At 67.9% G+C, this 17,054-nt stretch carries 14 protein-coding genes; 9 read left to right on the top strand and 5 right to left on the bottom strand.

Annotation, left to right across the window (positions count from 1 at the left end; all coding sequences use genetic code 11):
• Window positions 1-43 precede the first annotated feature (43 nt).
• Entirely contained in the window at window positions 44-2,794 is a 2,751-nt protein-coding gene (locus ILT42_RS05615; RefSeq protein ID WP_204214370.1) for a glycoside hydrolase family 2 protein, read from the bottom strand.
• A 335-nt stretch (window positions 2,795-3,129) separates the two neighbouring features.
• Here ILT42_RS05615 and ILT42_RS05610 point away from each other — a divergent pair, with 335 nt between their 5' ends.
• From ILT42_RS05610 to ILT42_RS05585, 6 genes are all read left to right on the top strand, one after another.
• Window positions 3,130-3,414: a hypothetical protein gene (locus tag ILT42_RS05610; protein ID WP_204214369.1), complete on the top strand. Its 285-nt coding sequence runs from the start codon at window positions 3,130-3,132 to the stop codon at window positions 3,412-3,414.
• Between the two features lie 175 nt (window positions 3,415-3,589).
• A complete protein-coding gene (locus ILT42_RS05605; RefSeq protein ID WP_204214368.1) occupies window positions 3,590-6,145 on the top strand; it encodes a DUF3772 domain-containing protein in 2,556 nt (851 codons plus the stop codon).
• A 5-nt stretch (window positions 6,146-6,150) separates the two neighbouring features.
• Window positions 6,151-6,648: a CAP domain-containing protein gene (locus tag ILT42_RS05600; RefSeq protein ID WP_407664538.1), complete on the top strand. Its 498-nt coding sequence runs from the start codon at window positions 6,151-6,153 to the stop codon at window positions 6,646-6,648.
• A gap of 130 nt (window positions 6,649-6,778) precedes the next feature.
• Window positions 6,779-6,931, top strand: coding sequence for a hypothetical protein (locus ILT42_RS05595; protein WP_204214366.1), 153 nt, complete (start codon window positions 6,779-6,781; stop codon window positions 6,929-6,931).
• 21 nt (window positions 6,932-6,952) lie between these two features.
• A complete protein-coding gene (locus ILT42_RS05590; protein WP_204214364.1) occupies window positions 6,953-8,776 on the top strand; it encodes a glucan ABC transporter ATP-binding protein/ permease in 1,824 nt (607 codons plus the stop codon).
• Complete coding sequence (locus ILT42_RS05585) at window positions 8,773-9,696, top strand: alpha/beta fold hydrolase (protein WP_204214362.1); 924 nt, start codon at window positions 8,773-8,775, stop codon at window positions 9,694-9,696. The genes ILT42_RS05590 and ILT42_RS05585 overlap by 4 nt, the downstream gene beginning before the upstream one ends.
• Here ILT42_RS05585 and ILT42_RS05580 read toward each other — a convergent pair.
• From ILT42_RS05580 to ILT42_RS05570, 3 genes are read right to left on the bottom strand one after another with little or no spacing between them, the layout of a single operon-like run.
• Window positions 9,626-10,960 carry an HlyC/CorC family transporter gene (locus ILT42_RS05580; RefSeq protein ID WP_204214360.1) on the bottom strand — a complete coding sequence of 445 codons (1,335 nt, stop codon included), beginning with the start codon at window positions 10,958-10,960 and terminating at the stop codon, window positions 9,626-9,628. The genes ILT42_RS05585 and ILT42_RS05580 overlap by 71 nt on opposite strands.
• Window positions 10,961-10,968: 8 nt before the next feature.
• Window positions 10,969-12,117, bottom strand: coding sequence for a 3-dehydroquinate synthase (aroB, locus tag ILT42_RS05575; protein ID WP_204214358.1), 1,149 nt, complete (start codon window positions 12,115-12,117; stop codon window positions 10,969-10,971).
• Complete coding sequence (locus ILT42_RS05570; protein WP_204214356.1) at window positions 12,114-12,743, bottom strand: shikimate kinase; 630 nt, start codon at window positions 12,741-12,743, stop codon at window positions 12,114-12,116. Before ILT42_RS05570 ends, aroB begins: the two co-directional genes overlap by 4 nt.
• 157 nt (window positions 12,744-12,900) lie before the next feature.
• Between ILT42_RS05570 and ILT42_RS05565 the strand changes: the two genes are divergently transcribed.
• The 3 genes from ILT42_RS05565 to ILT42_RS05555 all read left to right on the top strand — a co-directional run bounded on the left by ILT42_RS05565 (window position 12,901) and on the right by ILT42_RS05555 (window position 16,534).
• The gene (locus ILT42_RS05565) at window positions 12,901-13,044 is read left to right on the top strand and encodes a hypothetical protein (protein ID WP_204214354.1); all 144 of its coding nucleotides are present in this window, start codon (window positions 12,901-12,903) and stop codon (window positions 13,042-13,044) included.
• Window positions 13,041-13,994 (top strand): site-specific tyrosine recombinase XerD, encoded by a 954-nt coding sequence (gene xerD, locus ILT42_RS05560; protein WP_229428350.1) that lies wholly within the window; start codon window positions 13,041-13,043, stop codon window positions 13,992-13,994. Before ILT42_RS05565 ends, xerD begins: the two co-directional genes overlap by 4 nt.
• 212 nt (window positions 13,995-14,206) lie before the next feature.
• Complete coding sequence (locus ILT42_RS05555) at window positions 14,207-16,534, top strand: cadherin domain-containing protein (protein ID WP_204214350.1); 2,328 nt, start codon at window positions 14,207-14,209, stop codon at window positions 16,532-16,534.
• Window positions 16,535-16,553: 19 nt separating this feature from the next.
• Here ILT42_RS05555 and ILT42_RS05550 read toward each other — a convergent pair whose 3' ends face one another.
• Window positions 16,554-16,901, bottom strand: coding sequence for a DMT family protein (locus tag ILT42_RS05550; RefSeq protein ID WP_204214348.1), 348 nt, complete (start codon window positions 16,899-16,901; stop codon window positions 16,554-16,556).
• Between the last annotated feature and the right edge of the window lie 153 nt (window positions 16,902-17,054).

The raw sequence follows: 17,054 nt of genomic DNA, 5'->3' as shown, positions 1-17,054 counted from the left end.
AGGGCGGCCCTGAGGCCGCCCTTTTTTGTGCCTGCGGCTGTTGTCAGGCTGCCGCCTCTGCGGCCCGCACCGCTTCCTCCAGCCGCGCCGTGCGAGCCTCGACGGAGAGTTCCACGAGACTGTCGAGCAGCATGGTGGCGGTCGGGTCGGCCATGGGTTCGTCCCTGAACAGCCTGAACGTCGACGCCACCAGCCGGCCTCTCCCGTAGGAGCGCTCGACACCGAGCGCCACGGGCTTGTGGATCCAGCCGACCACGAGACCGGCGAACACGCGGGCCTGGAAGTCGAGCAGGTTGCAGTTGGCGATCACATGGGTGGGCAGCACCCGGTCCATGGTCTCGTCGAGAAGCGGGCCGCTCGGGAAGCGGGCGAATTGCTGCGAGCGCCGCAGCCACGCGAAGGATGAAGCCCAATCGCCGCGCCAGAGGGTACCGTCGCGGTTTTGAACCCGCACGGCCTGCCAGTGGGGGAAGAAGGGGTAGAGGCCCATGTCGCCCTCGGGCAGCAGCAGCAGGTTGGCGCCGTTCCGCACATGATCGGCGATCGGCTTGTCATGGTTGCGGCTGACCACGAGGGTCGAGTCCTCCAGGGTTCGCGCCATGCCATAGCCGAGCGTGCGGAAGCGCTCGCGCAGATCCTCGTCGGCCGACCAGACGAGCTGACGGGCCTGGGCGGGCCGTCCACGCTCCGGATGGACCGCAAGATCGATGTGGTTCATCGCCACGACGCATCCGTCGGAGGTGCGGATCTCCAGCGCGATCCGACGCAGGGCCGGGTCGTCGAGGCTCGGCGTGGGCAGCTCGATGGTGCCGAGATCCACTACGGCCGGCGCCTCGATGCGGGGCAGGGACAAGCGTTTGGTCTCGTCCCCCAGCCTGATCTCCAGCTGGCAATCCTCCATCACGGGACCGGCGCCATGCGCCACCGCCACCTGCAGCTTGACGGTCTCGCCCGACCAATAGGACACGCGCTCCCATTTGGGCACGATCACGGTGTCGGAGTTGATGATGTGGAACAGTTCGTGGAAGACGCGCGGGTTGCGGCGCATGTCGAGCAGCCCGTTCGATTCCCAATGGCAATCGTGCAGCTCCGTGATCACGTAGCCGGCCAGGTTCGGCTTCCGGCGCATCGCCTCGATCTCGTATTTGAGCGCGCGGAACTGCTGCCACTGAGCCGCCGTCACGAAGCGGCGCAGGTCGCCGAACACCCGGTCCAGGCTCCAGTCGGAAAACCGGTTCTCGACCCCGTGAGCATACATGACGCCCTCGCCCCAATCATGTCCCGTCTCGAACCACCAGGGCTCTTCGCCCTTGGCGTCGCGCAGGTCCTTCGGATAGGGCAGGCCCCAATTGCCGAACTCAGAGCACATGAGGGGTTCGCGCCCGGTGATGACGGCGTCGCCGTGAGGTGAATACAGCCATGAGGCGCGGCTCGACAACTCGTCCACGAACCGGTCCCATTCGTCCCGGTGATCCGGGATCGCCGCGTAGAAATGATAGTCGGCGATGTCCGATTCCACGTGGAAGCTCGGCGCCAGCGGCGAGTTGTCGACCACGAGGCGGGTGGGATCGTAGGCTTTCAGCCACGCGAAGGTGCGCTTGAGCCAGTCGCGGTGATCCGCATCGTTGACGAGGTCGACGCCCCAATTCTCGTTGATGATGGTCCAGATGACGATGGACGGATGGTTGCCGTCCCGGTCGATGATGCCCTTCAGCAGCTTTTCCTTACGGCCCCGCGACCGGTCCGTGGCCATGCCGCCGTTGGGCAACTCGGTCCAGATCAGCACGCCCATCCGGTCGGCTACCTCGTAGTAGCGAGGATCGGCCGCCTTGATATGGCAACGCAGGCAGTTGAGGCCGAGCTCCTTCACCTTCCGGAACTGGTCCTCCAGGAACGCCACCGACGGCACGGTGCAGATCGTGTCGGGGTAGTAGTCCTGATCGAGGGCCGAGCGCAGATAGAGCGGCTCGCCGTTGAGATAGAGATGGCCGCCCCGCGTTTCGATGGTGCGGAAGCCGAAATGGTCCTCGATGACGTCCTTCACGTCGCCGTCGCGGATGATTTCGAGGCGAACGCGGTAGAGGTTGGGCGTGTCCGGCGACCAAGACTGCACGTCGGACACCGTGAACTCGAAGGGCATGCTGGTAACGCCGACCTGCGTCTCGTGATGCTCTTCCAGCGCCACCGCGCCGGACGGATCCTTGACCTCGAGGCGAACCTGGGTCGCTCCCGTGAGCGGGCGCGCGAAGAACACGCCGGACGTCACGCGGCCGGTTTCCCGGTTGGGAACCAAGCGCACCCGCGTCATGTGGTCGGCGATGCGGCGCTCCAGGTACACGGACTGCCAGATGCCCGACAGCGGGCCGTACCAGCTCTGCTTGCCGAAAGGGATTTCCGCGAAGGGCGAATCCGGGAACTCCGCCGGGTTGTCCGTGGGCGAGTCCACCCGCACCTTGATCTCGTTGAGGCCGGGCTTGAGGTGGTGCGTCACGTCGAACGAGAAGGGCAGGAACCCACCCTCGTTGGTGCCTACCTGCTCGCCGTTGAGAAAGACCCGCGAGTTGTGGAAGACGGCGCCGAAGCGCATCCAGACGCTGTCGTGCAGCCAGTCTTCCGGGATCTCGATGGTCCTGCGGTAGATGCCGATGCCGGCGCGCATGCGAAGGTCCGAAAACTGGGCCTGCCATGGGCTGGGAACCTGGACCTCGCGCACCTCCGCCGGGCCCGACAAACGGTCGTCTGCCACATGAAGGAATTCCCACGCTCCATCGAGGCTGATGCGATTGTCGTGCATGATCTCTCCTTGAATCGGCGCTTACTCAAGGGCATCCAACGCGGCGAAAACATGGCTGAAACGGAGGGTGCGTCGCGCATGGAAGGCATGCCAGCCCCACATCCGACTCCCTTGCCCATTCCACGACTCATGGCCTCTCACGGGAAACACTGTTCAGGCAGCGCCCCTCCGACAACTGCGACACGGGAGGTTTGGATCCCTGCCCGAAGCGTCACAAAAGCGATTGCCCTGCACGCTCCCGGCGCGGCGCGCAGGAACCGCCGCTACGCTCTGGCGTTGGCCTCTCACAGCCGAGGCTCAACGGCCTGCTCTCATTCACGTCAAACGAGGCACACATGCGCAAAGTCGTAACTGATGACCGGGCCCGCCAGGGTCCCTCCGGCCGCCCCGTCCTGGGAGTTCTCATCGGCTCCATGGCGCTCCTGCTCGTGGCCGTGGCGGGCTATCTGGTCTGGGTGGGGATGAGCTCTCCGGATAACCCGAGCCAGGACGCCTCCCGCGCCGCCGTCACAGGGTCCACCACGGGCTCCAGCCGCAATCCGACCGACGCGACCCCGCCGGCCAACCCAGCCTACCCGGCGCCCGCGAGCCCGAACCCGAGCGCGGCTCCGACCCGCTGAACGAGCACATTTCCAAAGGGCCGGCGCCGAGGCGGAAGCCTCCGCGCCGGCTTTGTTTTGCGCGAACGTCTTGGGCAAACTTGCGCTTCCTCGCCTCGAAGGCGACTTTTCGCCGTAATGATTCGCGAAGGACGGGCCTCCCGAGGGGCGCGATAGGGCTGACTGAATGACAGGCATGAGAGCACGGCAGTGGATTGTGGCTGCCATGATGGCGATGAGCGTGACGCTCGGCGGAACCGTTCAGGCCCAGCAGCCCCCGGCCCAGTCTCAGGCCCAGACGAATCCGGCCTCGGCGCCGGCCGCGCCCGCCCCGGCGCCTCGCGGGGCCGCCCCCGCGGAGGGAGCAGGGCCCATTCTCTCGACGGACACCAAGGCGGCCCGCGCCAAGCTCGACGGCTACAAGGCCGAGCTCGACCAGAAAGAGGTGGCCCTGCAGGGCCGCGCCCTCAACGACGCGGAACTCCAGGCGCTACGGGACCAGCTCGCGCCCCTGACCGAGAACATCAATGCGGTCATCGACCAGCAGGCGCCCCGCCTCGAGGCCAGCCGCGCCCGCCTGAGCCAGCTCGGGCCGAAGCCCGCGGCGGGCCAGCCCGAGGAAAGCGCCGACGTGGCGCGGGACCGCACGGAACGCGAGGCCGCCGTCGCCGAGTTCGACGAGACCCAGCGCCTGGGCCGCGCCCTCCTGGTGCAGGCCGACCAGATCGCCACCCAGATCGCCGACCGCAGGCGGGCCGCCTTCACCAACACGCTCTTCGCGCAGAGCGAAGGGCTCCTGTCACCGACTCTCTGGCTCAATGCCCTCCAGGCGATCCCGCGCGAGCTCCGCGCCCAGAGCATCACGCTGTCGGATACGGTCGAGCATCTCCAGCGCAACGCCACCATCCCGCGCCTCCTGTTCCTCGGGCTGGCCCTGGGCGTGGCGATCGCCCTCTACGTGGGACGGCGTTCGATCGCGCCGCGCCTGATCCGCCGCGACAATGCCATCACGGATCCGGCCCGCCGCAGCCGCCTGCTGGCGGCTCTCGGCGTGTTCATCCTCGGCGCGGTTCCGGCGGCGGCGGGAAGCTGGCTCATCTGGGTGGCCATCCACTCCGCCGAGGTCATGCCGCCCCGTCTGGAGCTGGTGATCGGCGCCATCCTGGGCGGTCTCGCCTTCGTGGCCTTCGTGCGGGCGCTCGTCGACGCCATCCTGGCGCCGGACCATCAATCCTGGCGCCTGATCCCCGTCTCGAACGAGACCGCGGACCGGATCATGAGCTTCGCGGTCACCATCGCGACCGTGGTGGTGGTCGGCAAGGCCCTGGAAGCCTTCAACCGCGCCATCGCGGCGGTTCTGCCGATCTCCATCATGACCCGGGCGCTCTTCGCGCTCGCGGCGGCGCTGATCTTCGCCGAGTTGCTGCGACGCTTCGCGGCCCGAGAGAGCCAGGCCGAAGACTGCCTCGGACCCTACGTTCCCACGGGGATCAACATCGGCGGACCCCTGCGAACCGTCGGCTGGATCGTCACGGCCGTTGTCATTCTCAGCGTGCTGGCGGGCTACATCGCGCTGGCATCCTTCCTGGTCGACCAGGCGATCTGGATCGCCATCCTGGTGTCGGTGCTCGTGGTGGGCATCGAGATGGCCGACGAGTTCATCGGCAACACCCTGCGCAGCCAGAGCCGCATCGCCACCACGCTCCAGGCCAATACGGGCCTCAGGCGCCGCTCCCTGGAGCAGATCGGCGTGCTCTCCAGCGGCGTCCTGCGGCTGGCTCTCATCATCGTGGCGGTCATGCTGGTCCTGGCCCCCTGGGGCATCCAGTCCCTGGACTATACGGGCTCGCTGCGCGCCGCCTTCTTCGGCTTCACGGTGGGCGGCATCACCATCTCGCTCTCGTCCATCCTCATCGCGGGCCTGTTCATCGCGGTGGGCTTCGCGTTCACGCGGGTGGTGCAGCGCTGGCTCGACAACACGTTCCTGCCCTCCACGGACCTCGATGCGGGCCTGCGCAACTCGATCCGCACGGCGGCGGGCTATCTCGGCGTCATCGTCACGGGCGCGATCGCGTTCACGTATCTGGGCCTGAGCCTCGAGCGGCTCACCCTGGTGGCCGGCGCGCTCTCGGTGGGTATCGGTTTCGGCCTGCAATCCATCGTCAACAACTTCATCTCCGGCCTGATCCTCCTGTGGGAGCGGCCCATCCGGGTGGGCGATCTCGTGGTGGTGGGCGACGGGGAGGGCTATGTGCGGCGCATCAACGTGCGCTCGACCGAGATCCAGACCGGAGACCGCTCGACCCTCATCGTCCCGAACTCGAACCTGATCTCCGGGATCGTGCGCAACCGGGTGCGCAACGACCGCATCGGTCGCGTGCTGGTTTCCGTACCGGTGCCCCGCGCGGCGGACCCCGACCATGTATCGGACGTCATGCGCAAGGCGGCGCTCGCCCACCGGGAGGTGATGAGCGAGCCCCCGCCACGGGTGTTCTTCAAGAAGGTCACCGAGAACACCATCGATTTCGACCTGATTTGCTTCGTGGACGACATCGATTCGGCCGGACGGGTGTCGAGCGACCTCTATTTCGCGATCTTCCGAGCCCTGCGCGAATCCGGCCTCGGCGAATTGCCGCCGTCCGCCGCCCCGGCGCCCGCCGAGGAGGAGCCGGCGCCAAAGCCGGACCCGAAGGAGCCCGAGCCCCTGGAGGACGAAGGCTTAACCTTTCCGAAGGATAAAGTGCCGTCATGAGCTTCATGAACCGCACCCTTCTCCTGACCGCCCTGGGCCTGGCTCTGGCCGCCTGCGACAGCAAGCCGACCCCGGTCGCCCAGCAGGTTCCGGCCTTCTACGTCTCCATGGCCAAGCCCGGCGCCGTGGTGGATTCCGCGACCGCCCGGGACATGATCGGCGCCTATCGGCGTAACAACAACCTGCCGCCGCTCGCCCTCGATCCCGGCCTGCAGGCCCTTGCGGAGGCGGAATCCGACGCCATGGCGGCGGCCGACAAGCCGGCCTCGGCCGACGCCGTCAAGGCCCGGCTCGCGGGCGCCGGCTACAGAACGCCCGGCGCCAACCTGTCGGCGGGCTACCATACCCTGGCCGAGGCCTTCTCAGGCTGGCGCGAGAGCCCGCAGCACAACCGGGTGCTTCTCGACCCCAAGGCCACCCGCATGGCCATCGCGACCGCCTATGCGCCCAATTCCAAGTACAAGGTCTACTGGACCCTGGTGGTGGCCTCGGACGGCCGCTGATCCGGCTCGCCTGGAGTGTCGGTCGGCCCAGGTAGCGGGAAGACTGTCCGAGCAGCGATGCCCAGCCGATGGGGTGGACCCGCACCGTTTCGCAACTATGTTGAACGCTATCGTCGGGATCGTCGTTGACGTGGATGCTCTCGAAGGACAGTGGAAGCTCGGACAGCACAAAGGCAGGGACGATCATGATGCCGTCGTTGCAAGCCTGCGCGCCCAGGATCGCCCCGATGCCCGGGCGGTGGCCGCTCTCATGGACGTGGCCCGCGGCATCGTCCGAGCCTGATTCTTCCCGGAGGCCTGCCGCATGTGGCTGATCCGCCTTTACGCCCGCGTCCTCGGCCAGCTCGGTTCCGACCTCAGGCTGGGGGCCATGTTGGCCCTCGCGAACGTCGCCCTGGCGATCTCGGCTTTCGCGGAGCCGATCCTGTTCGGGCGTATCATCGACGTGCTGACCCGGGCCCAGGTGCCCGGAACGCCGCGCGTGACCTTCGGGACGCTCACGCCCCTCATCGTCGCCTGGGTGGCGTTCGGGTTCTTCACCATCGGGGCGGGCGCCCTGGTGGCGCTCCAGGCCGACCGGTTGTCGCATCGCCGGCGGTTGGCCGTGATGGCGAACTATTTCGAGCACGTGCTCGAGCTCCCGCTCGCCTTCCACACCTCCACCCATTCGGGCCGCGTCCTGAAGGTGATGCTGGAGGGGTCGAGCGGCATGGCCTGGCTCTGGCTCGGCTTCTTCCGGGAGCACATGTCGGCCTTCATCGCCCTCATCGTGCTCTTGCCGCTGACCGTGTTCATCAACTGGCGGCTCGGCATGCTTCTGGTCGGCCTCGTGCTCGTGTTCACGGTGCTGACCGCCATCGTGCTGCGCAAGACCGAGAAACTGCAGGGCCGTGTCGAGAGCTACCACTCGTCGCTCGCCGAGCACGCCTCGGACGCGCTGGGCAACGTGCCCGTCATCCAGTCCTTCACGCGCGTGGAAGCCGAGACGCGCTCCCTCCACACCATCATCCACGATCTTCTCCAGGCTCAGAACCCGGTGCTGTTCTGGTGGGCGGTGGCCTCCGTGGCGTCGCGGGCCTCCGCCACCATCACGGTCACGGCGATCTTTCTCGTGGGCACGGCGCTCCACCTCAACGGGCTGGCCACCATCGGCGAGGTGGTGATGTTCATGAGCATGGCCACCATGCTGATCTCGCGGCTGGAGCAGGCCGTGAACTTCATCAACCAGCTCTTCATGCAAGCCCCGAAAATGCGCGAGTTCTTCGAGGTGCTCGACACCGCGCCCGCCGTGCACGACCGCCCGAACGCCAAGGACGTGGAGCGCTTCACGGGCGCGGTCGCGTTCGAGAACGTGAGCTTTTCCTATGACGGCAAGCGCCCGGCCGTGCAGGACGTGACCTTCACGGTGAGCCCAGGCGAGAACGTGGCGCTCGTGGGCTCCACGGGCTCGGGCAAGTCCACCACGCTGGGCCTCCTGCACCGCGCCTTCGATCCGCAATCGGGCCTCATCCGCATCGACGGGGACGACATCCGCGACCTCACCCTGGCGTCGCTCCGGCGCAACATCGGCGTGGTGTTCCAGGAGCCGATGCTGTTCGCCCGGTCCATCCGCGAGAACCTGCAGGTCGGCCGTCCCGACGCCACGGACGCGGAGATGATCGAGGCCCTGGAGCGCGCCCAGGCCATCGAATTCATCTCGCGCCAGTCGGACGGGCTCGACACCATCATCGGCGAGCGCGGACGGTCCCTGTCCGGCGGCGAGCGCCAGCGCCTGTCGATCGCCCGCGCGCTGCTCAAGAATCCACCGGTGCTGATCCTCGACGAGGCCACGAGCGCGCTCGACGCCGCGACCGAGCAGAAGCTCCAGAAGGCGCTGGACGAGGTCATGAAGGGCCGCACCACCTTCGTGATCGCGCACCGCCTCGCCACCATCCGCAATGCCGACCGCATCCTCGTGTTCGACCAGGGCCGCGTGGTCGAGACGGGCACCTTCGACGAGCTGGTCGCCACGGGCGGGCGCTTCGCGGAACTCGCCAAGGCGCAGTTCATGGCGGGCGCGAGCCAGCCCAGGCCCAAGCGTCGCAAGGTGCAGGTGCACGAGGTCGAGCGCGTGGTGGCGGAGGGTTGACGGGGTCCAGCCTCGTCGCGGGCCTGCCGGTCCCGGCTACTGAGACCTGGAAAGAGGTCAACGGCCTCCGGCTCCACTGCATCGAAGCCGGGCCCGAGAGCGGCCCCCTCGTGGTGCTCCTGCACGGGTTTCCCGAGTTCTGGTGGGGCTGGCGCAAGCAGATCGGACCGTTGGCGGAGGCAGGCTTTCGCGTGGTCGTTCCCGACCAGCGGGGCTACAACCTCAGCGACAAGCCGTCGGAGCGGAGCGCCTACGCCCTCGATCCGCTGGCGGAGGATGTGGCGGCGCTGGCGGAGGCCTGCGGACGACAGGCCTTCCGGCTCGTCGGGCATGATTGGGGCGGCATCGTCGCATGGTGGGCCGCCACCCGCTTTCCCGACCAGGTCGAACGCCTCGTCATTCTCAATGCGCCGCATCCCGGCGTGGCGGGTCCCTTCGTGCGCACGCACCCCTCCCAGATGCTCAAGAGTTCCTATGTGGGCTTCTTCAAGGTTCCGCGGTTGCCCGAGATGGTTCTGACGGCGGGAGATTACGCGGTCCTCAGGCGCAGCCTCGTCGGGTCGAGCCGCCCAGGCACCTTTCCCGAGGGCGACCTGAACCGCTATCGCGAGGCGTGGGCGCGGCCCGGCGCCCTGACGGCGATGCTGAACTGGTACCGGATGCTCCCGATGCTCGGCGAGCCGCCCGTGACCGATCCTCTGCCCATGCCGGTCCAGGTGCTGTGGGGCGTACGGGACCGGTTCCTGCAACGGGAGCTGGCCGAGGCGAGCCTGGCGGTCTGCGCCCAGGGCCGCGCACGCTGGTTCGACGCCGCCACCCATTGGGTGCACCTGGAGGAGCCCGGCGCCGTCAGCGCGGCGATGCTGGACTTCCTGGCGGCGGAGGATCCGGCGTTTCCGGGGCCGGCACGACAGGCGTGATCCTCAGGGCCGTGATGCGGTTGCGGGACTTGCGCAGCACCTGGAAGCGAAAGCCGTGGAACGTGAAGGCCTGACCCGCATCGGGTATGGCCTGCGCCTCGTGGATCACGAGGCCCGCGATGGTGGTCGCCTCCTCGTCGGGCAGGTCCCAGTCCATGGCGCGGTTGAGGTCGCGGATCGGCACGGAGCCGTCCACGTTCACCGATCCGTTGCGCTGCGGGCGCACGCCCTGCACGGACAGGTCGTGCTCGTCCCGGATGTCGCCCACGATCTCCTCGAGGATGTCCTCCAGGGTCACGAGCCCCTGCGTCTCGCCGTACTCGTCCACCACGAGGGCGAAATGCGTCTTCTTGAGCAGGAAGGCCTTGAGCTGGTCCCTGAGCGAGGTGGTGTCCGGCACGTACCAGCTCTCGAGCGCGATGGTCTCCACCGTCAGCCGTCCGGCGTCGCCGCCCACCGCGTCCAGGGCGCGCAGCAGGTCCTTGGCGTGCAGAACGCCGATGATGTTCTCCTGGCTGCCGCGCCAGAGCGGCATGCGCGTGTAGGGCGAGACCAGCACCTCGCGCACGATCTCTTCCGACGACAGGTCCGCGTTGATGGTGCGCATCTTGGTGCGGTGGACCATCACCTCCGAGACGGTGAGCTCCTCCAGATCGAGGAGGCCGCCGAGCATGTCGCGCTCCACCTTGGCCACGCCGCCCTCCCGGTGCAGCAGGGCCACCTGCCCGCGCAGCTCCTCCGAGGCGGACAGGACCGGCAGGGCCTCGCCGAGGCGCATCCCGAAGGGGCGCAGCAGCACCCGGGCGATGACCTCGATGAGCTGCGTGAGAGGGCCGAAGAGCGTCACGGCCCATGAGACCGGACGGGCCAGCGCCAGCGCGGTGCGGTCCGGCGCCGCGATCGCGGCGGTCTTGGGCATCACCACCGCGAACACGATCACGAGGAGCGCCATGCCCAGGGTGGCGTAGATCACGCCCTCCCGGCCCACGAGGCCCACCATCACGCTGGTGGCGAAGGCTGAAGCCCCCACCGCCACGAGATTGAACCCGATCAGCATGGCGCCGATGAAGCGCCCGCGCCGGCCCAGCAGGCGGTTGACCTCCCGGGCCCTGCGGTCACCGGTCTCCTCCAGCGACAGCATGCGGGCCCGCGAGGCCGCCGTGAACGCCGTCTCGGCGGCGGCGAACGCCGCCATCAGCAGCAGCGCCAGGGCGATGGCCGCAGCCGCCAGCCAGGGGTCGAGGGAGAGGTGGTCTTCGGGCATCGATGGGCTCAGGCCTGCAACTGCTCCGCCAGGAAAGCGCGCACCGTCCCGGGCTCGATGGTCCGGGCGATGAAGCTCCGGCCGATGCCCCGCGCCAGGATGAAGGTGAGCGCCCCCGCCTTGACCTTCTTGTCCTGCGTCATGGCCTCCAGGAGGTCATCGGCCGTGCCGCAGCCGCCGGGGACATCGGACAGACGGGTCGGGAGCCCGACCTCGGAGAGATGCCGCTCCACGCGTCCGGCGTCCGCCGCGGCGCACAGGCCGAGGGATACGGAGAACCGGAAGGCGAGGTTCATGCCGATGGCCACGCCCTCGCCGTGCACGAGGCGGGCGGAATCGTAGGCCGTGATCCGCTCGAGCGCGTGCCCGAACGTGTGGCCGAGGTTCAGCAGGGCCCGGTCGCCGTCTTCACGCTCGTCGCGCACCACCACGGCGGCCTTGGCGCGGCAGCTCCGCGCCACGGCTTCGTCGCGCTCCGGCCCGCCCGCGACGATCCTGCGCCAGTTCGCCTCGCACCACGCGAAGAAGCGCTCGTCGTCGATGAGGCCGTACTTGGCCACCTCCGCGTAGCCCGCGCGCATCTCGCGGGCCGGCAGGGTGTCCAGGAGGGCCGTGTCGGCCAGGACCAGGTTCGGTTGATGGAACGCGCCCACGAGATTCTTGCCGTGGGGAGAGTTGATGCCGGTCTTGCCTCCGACCGAGGAATCCACCTGCGACAGGAGCGTGGTCGGCACCTGCACGAAACGCACGCCCCGCCGCACGACCGCGGCCGCGAAGCCCGCGAGGTCGCCGATCACGCCGCCGCCGAGCGCCACCACGAGATCGCCGCGCTCGACCTTCGCGCCGATGACGGCGTCGCAGGTCTCGGCGAGCGACGCGTAGGATTTCGTGGCCTCGCCGGGAGGCAGCGTCAGGGTGGAGGTGCGCAGGCCCTCGGCCTGGAGCGACCGCTCCAGGGTTTCGGCATAGAGCGGGCCCACATGGGCGTCGGTCACGATGGCGGCCGTCCGTGCACCGAGCGCCGCGATGCGGGGTCCTGCCTCCTGCAGCACGCCGCGGCCGACCACGATGTCGTAGGCGCGCTCGCCCAGGGGCACGTGCACGATCGTCTCGGAGGCCTCGGGCCGGCGGGCCGCAACAGGTCCGGCATGGGTCATGGGGCGCGTCTTTCCTGGGTGTCGAACCAGCGCTGCAGGGCCGCGACGATGTCCTGGACCACCTTGTCGTGGGGGCCGTCCTGGGAATCCACGGCGAGATCGGCGGTGGCGTAGACCGGGTAGCGCTGGTCCATGAGGCGGCGCATGGTGCCTTCCGGGTCCGGATTCTGGAGGAGCGGCCGCGTGGCGCGCTTGCGCACCCGGCGCATGAGCACGTCGAGGTCGGCCTTGAGCCAGATCGAAATCCCGTTCTCGCCGATTTTCAGGCGCGTCTCCTCGTTCATGAAGGCGCCGCCGCCCGTGGCCAGGACGAGGGGACCATCCTGCAGGAGGCGGGCGATCACCCGGCGCTCGCCGTCGCGGAAATGGGCTTCGCCGTGGATGGCGAAGATCTCCGGGATCGTCATGCCGGCGGCGGCTTCGATCTCGTGGTCGGCGTCCCGGAACGGCAGGCTCAGCCCGTGCGCCAGACGGCGGCCCACGGTGCTCTTGCCCGCGCCCATGAGGCCGACGAGCACGATGGAGCGCCGGCCCAGGCGGCGTCCGACCGAGGGCGAGTCGCCCGGAGTGCCGGTTTCGGGCCCGCCATCCCCGTCCGGGGTATCGAAGCGGCTGATCTTGTTCATCCTGCCGTCCTAGCATGAGGGCGGCTGGCGTCATAGGTGGCGCGAGGCGGCCTGCGGGCCCGGCGCTCCGGCACTTCAATCAAGCGTGACCGGCCAGGGGTTGCCTTGCGGGCCCATGCGTGGTTGTAGCAGACCGCATCGTCTCAAGAGGGGCCCCGTGCCGACCCTTTTCCGGTTTCTCGTCGTCGTCGCCATCCTGGCCGGTCTCGGTTTCGCCGCCGTCTTTTCCCTGGCGACCTTCGTCAAGCCGGAACCCCGGGACATGAGCGTGACTATCCCCAGCAACCGTCTGCCGAAATGAAGGCCGGGCGGCATGCCGGCTTGTTTCTCGACATGCTGGCGGCCGAGCGCGGCGCCTCGAAGAACACCCTCGACGCCTATCGCCGGGATCTCGAGGACTATCTCGCCTATCTGGGGCAGGCCGGACGCGAGCCCGACGGCGCCGATGCCGCCACGGTGCGGGGCTTCATGGCAAGCCTGGAGGAGCGCGGCCTGAAGGCGTCCTCGGCGGCCCGCCGCCTCTCGGCCGTGCGTCAGTTCCATAGATTTCTCTACGTCGAAGGCTATGCGGCCGTGGATCCCACCGCGGCCGTCCAGGCGCCCAAGAAGGGCCGGGCGCTGCCGAAGGTGCTGTCGGTCGAGCAGGTCGATATCCTCCTGCGCGTCGCCCATGAGGCCGTGGGCCGGGAGGGCGCGTCGCGGCCCGAGCGTCTGCGGGCCGCCCGCATGGCCTGCCTGCTCGAGCTGCTCTACGCCACGGGCCTGCGCGTCTCGGAGCTGATCGCCCTGCCGCGCAGCGCCGCCAAGACCCGCGAGCGTTTCCTCATCGTGCGCGGCAAAGGCGGCAAGGAGCGCCTCGTTCCCCTGACGGACGCCGCCCGCAGCGCGGCACGGGCCTATCTGGACCTCTTGGAGGAGGGAGGCCAAGCCGGCGGAAAGGGTGGGACTAAGCCAGGGGGGGGCTGGCTCTTCCCGTCCGACAGCGAGAGCGGTCACCTGACCCGCCAAGCCTTCGCGCGCGACCTGAAAGCGGCGGCGGGCGCGGCGGGCCTGCGGGCCGATCTGGTCAGCCCCCACGTCCTGCGGCACGCCTTTGCGAGCCATCTGCTCCAGAACGGCGCGGACCTGCGCGTGGTGCAGGAGCTGCTGGGCCATTCGGACATCTCCACAACCCAGATCTACACCCACGTCCTCGACGAGAGGCTCAAAAGCATGGTGCGCGATCTCCATCCCCTGGCGGAGGAGCGCTGAGGCCAGCGGACGTTATGCCGCAACGTCAGGCTTCAAGGCGTTTGGCGTCAAGGCATTTCCCGGCGACGCCGTCGAGGAAGGCGGGCGCCCGCTGCCCCAGGGGCATTTTCAAGCCGCCACAATCCGATTAATGAAACGATATATCAATCATTAGTCGGTCAAGTCCGGTCCCCGCGTCACCGATTCCGGTCGGCTTCCTGGAGCATTGCATCATGGTTCGTTCAATCCACCGTATCGGCGACCTTCTTCCCGTCTACCAGGCGAACACGGTCCAGACGGCCGCGGACGTGATTACCCTGCCCAACGGGGGCTGGGTGGTGAGCTGGCAGCAGCAGACCCCGACCCAGGGCGACAACATCCATGTGGCGGAGTGGTCGTCGACCGGAAAATTCCTCTCCGAGACCATGATCTCGACCATCAAGGGCACCAGCGAGGGGATGGACGCCAACGCGGCCTTGGCGCGCCTGTCGGACGGACAATGGACGGCGGTCTGGCAGACCGACAACGCAAGACCCCAGGATGACATCGTCGGGTTGAGCCCCGCTTGGAACAACATGGTCGAGACGATCAGCCCGTTCGATGGGACCGGTCGGTTCTGGGATTCCAGCGTGCCGGACGTGGCAGCCCTCCGCTCCGGCGGTTGGGTGGCGGCATGGACCGAGAACGAGGCCTTGCCTGGAGATGCACCCGAGAACGATGTGAAGATCCAAGTCTTTGACGCCCTTGGGCGACCGCTTTGGGTGGATAGCGACTTCCATGTGAGCCAGATTTCCGGTGTGGATGACGAGGTCAGCATCGCCGGTCTCGCCGATGGCGGGTTCGTCGTGACCTGGACGAGCGAGGAATTCGCCGGCAGCAAGGTCGTCAAGCAGCGTCTGTTCGACAAGGACGGAGTTGCGCATGACAGCCCCCAAAACGCGTCCCAAACGGCCGGGCATTTCACGGCGAGCAGCGTGGCGGCTCTTCCGGACGGCGGCTACGTTCTCGTCTGGGTCGATGGGGACGACAATCGCATCTCCGTGAAGCGTTTCGACGATGGGGGCAGGAAAATCCTCGACGCCACACCGGCGAATTCGGATCCGACCCTCATCGTCAGCGACCCGTCCGTCGCGGTGCTCGCCGATGGCGGCTGGGTCGTGGTGTGGGAGGTTCGAAACGCAAGCGGCACCAAGGTCGAGATCTATCAGGCGGTCTATGACAGGACCGGCGCCCAGATCGTCACCGAGATGCTCGTGAACGACGGGCCGGTCGAGGGCGGGATCAACGCCGGCACGGCGGGCGACCAGACGGAGGCCAGCGTGGCGGCGTTCGATCTCGGCGCCGACGGCCGCCCCGGATGGGTCGTGACCTGGCAAAGCAAGGGGCCGTCCGGCCCCAGCACGATCATGCAGCAACGCTTCGCGATCGATCCGGACAACACACCCGTTCCGGTTGAAACCAAGAAGCCCACCGACATCGCGCTGTCGGGCGCGACCGTCAAGGAAGGCCCCGTGAACGGCACGGTCGTGGGCACGCTGCTCGCGACCGACGAGGATAGCACGGCCGCAGACCTCACCTTCAGCCTCGTGAGCGATGCCGGCGGACGCTTCGCGATCCACGGCAACACGGTCGTCGTGGCCGACGGCCTGAAGATCGATTACGAGCAGCAGGCCTCCCACCGGATTGCCATCAAGGTCACGGATGAGAGCGGCAACGCCTTCCAGAAAGAACTGGTGGTCGGCATTCTGGACGAGGCCCGGGAGGCCCTGGTGGGCAGCGAGGGCGCCGACGTCATGCAGGGCGGGGACGGGGCGGACTGGTTCCGGGGCCTGGGCGGCAACGACCGCCTGACCGGCGGCGGCGGAGACGACATCCTGGAAGGCGGCGCGGGAGCCGACACCCTCGATGGCGGAGCCGGCAACGATCTCTATACCGTCGACAACGCCCTCGACGTCATCGTCGATGCCGGGGGACTCGACCACGTCGTGGCGTCGATCTCCTGGGAACTCGCGGCGGGCCTGGAGCATCTCAGCGCCGCCGCAGGCGCCGGGCCGCTCGCCCTGACCGGCAACGAAGCCGCCAATCTCATCATCGGAGGCGGCGCCGCCGACATCCTTTCGGGCGGCCTCGGGGACGACGACCTGCGTGGCGGCTCCGGAGCCGACAGGCTCGTGGGAGGCCTCGGCCGGGACACTCTCACGGGCGGCGACGGCCGGGACGTCTTCGTGCTCGACGCCGCCGTGGCGAAACGCAAGAACGCCAACGTCGACACGGTGACGGATTTCAACGGCAACAACCAGGACAAGATCTGGCTCGACAACGCCGTCTTCACGAAGCTCGGCCGCAAGGGCACGGAAAAACGGCCGGCCAAGCTCGACAAGGATGCTTTCGTGCTCGGGACCCGCGCCCTCGACGAGGATCATCGGGTCATCTATGACGCCAAGAAAGGTATCCTTTCCTACGACGCCGACGGAGTGGGCGGGCAGGGGGCGATCCGCATCGCTACTTTCACCAACAAGGCCAAGGCGAAGATCGACGCGTCGGATTTCTTCGTCGTCTGACGGTGGGGTGCCGGAAGGCCTACAGCGGTCCCTTGAACACGAAGAAGGCTCCGAGCGCGATGAAGGCGAAGCCGACGACGTGGTTCAGGGTCAGGGCTTCCTTGAGGTAGAACACCGAGAACACCGCGAAGACCGCGAGCGTGATCACCTCCTGCATGGTCTTCAGTTCGGCCGCCCCATAGACCGTGTGGCCGATCCGGTTGGCCGGAACCGCGAGGCAGTATTCGAAGAGGGCGATGCCCCAACTGACCAGGATGACGATCCAGAGCGGCTTGTTCGTGTATTTCAGATGCCCGTACCAGGCAAACGTCATGAACACGTTGGAGGCGATGAGAAGGAGCGGCGGTGCGAGCTTGGCTGAAAGCATGTGCGGTGCCTGGTCTGACGAGTGGACCGTTTCCCTATGCCCGACCCCAGGCATGGGCGCGAGCGAAATATTACGCGCCAAGCTCGAACCAGGACCTCCGACAAAACGTTGGCTCTCTGACAACAATCTGCATGGAGGAAGGCTTGGCCTCAG

Source organism: Microvirga pudoricolor, from assembly GCF_016892705.1.
Taxonomy (GTDB): domain Bacteria; phylum Pseudomonadota; class Alphaproteobacteria; order Rhizobiales; family Beijerinckiaceae; genus Microvirga; species Microvirga pudoricolor.
This window is presented reverse-complemented; position numbering and strand designations above follow the sequence as displayed.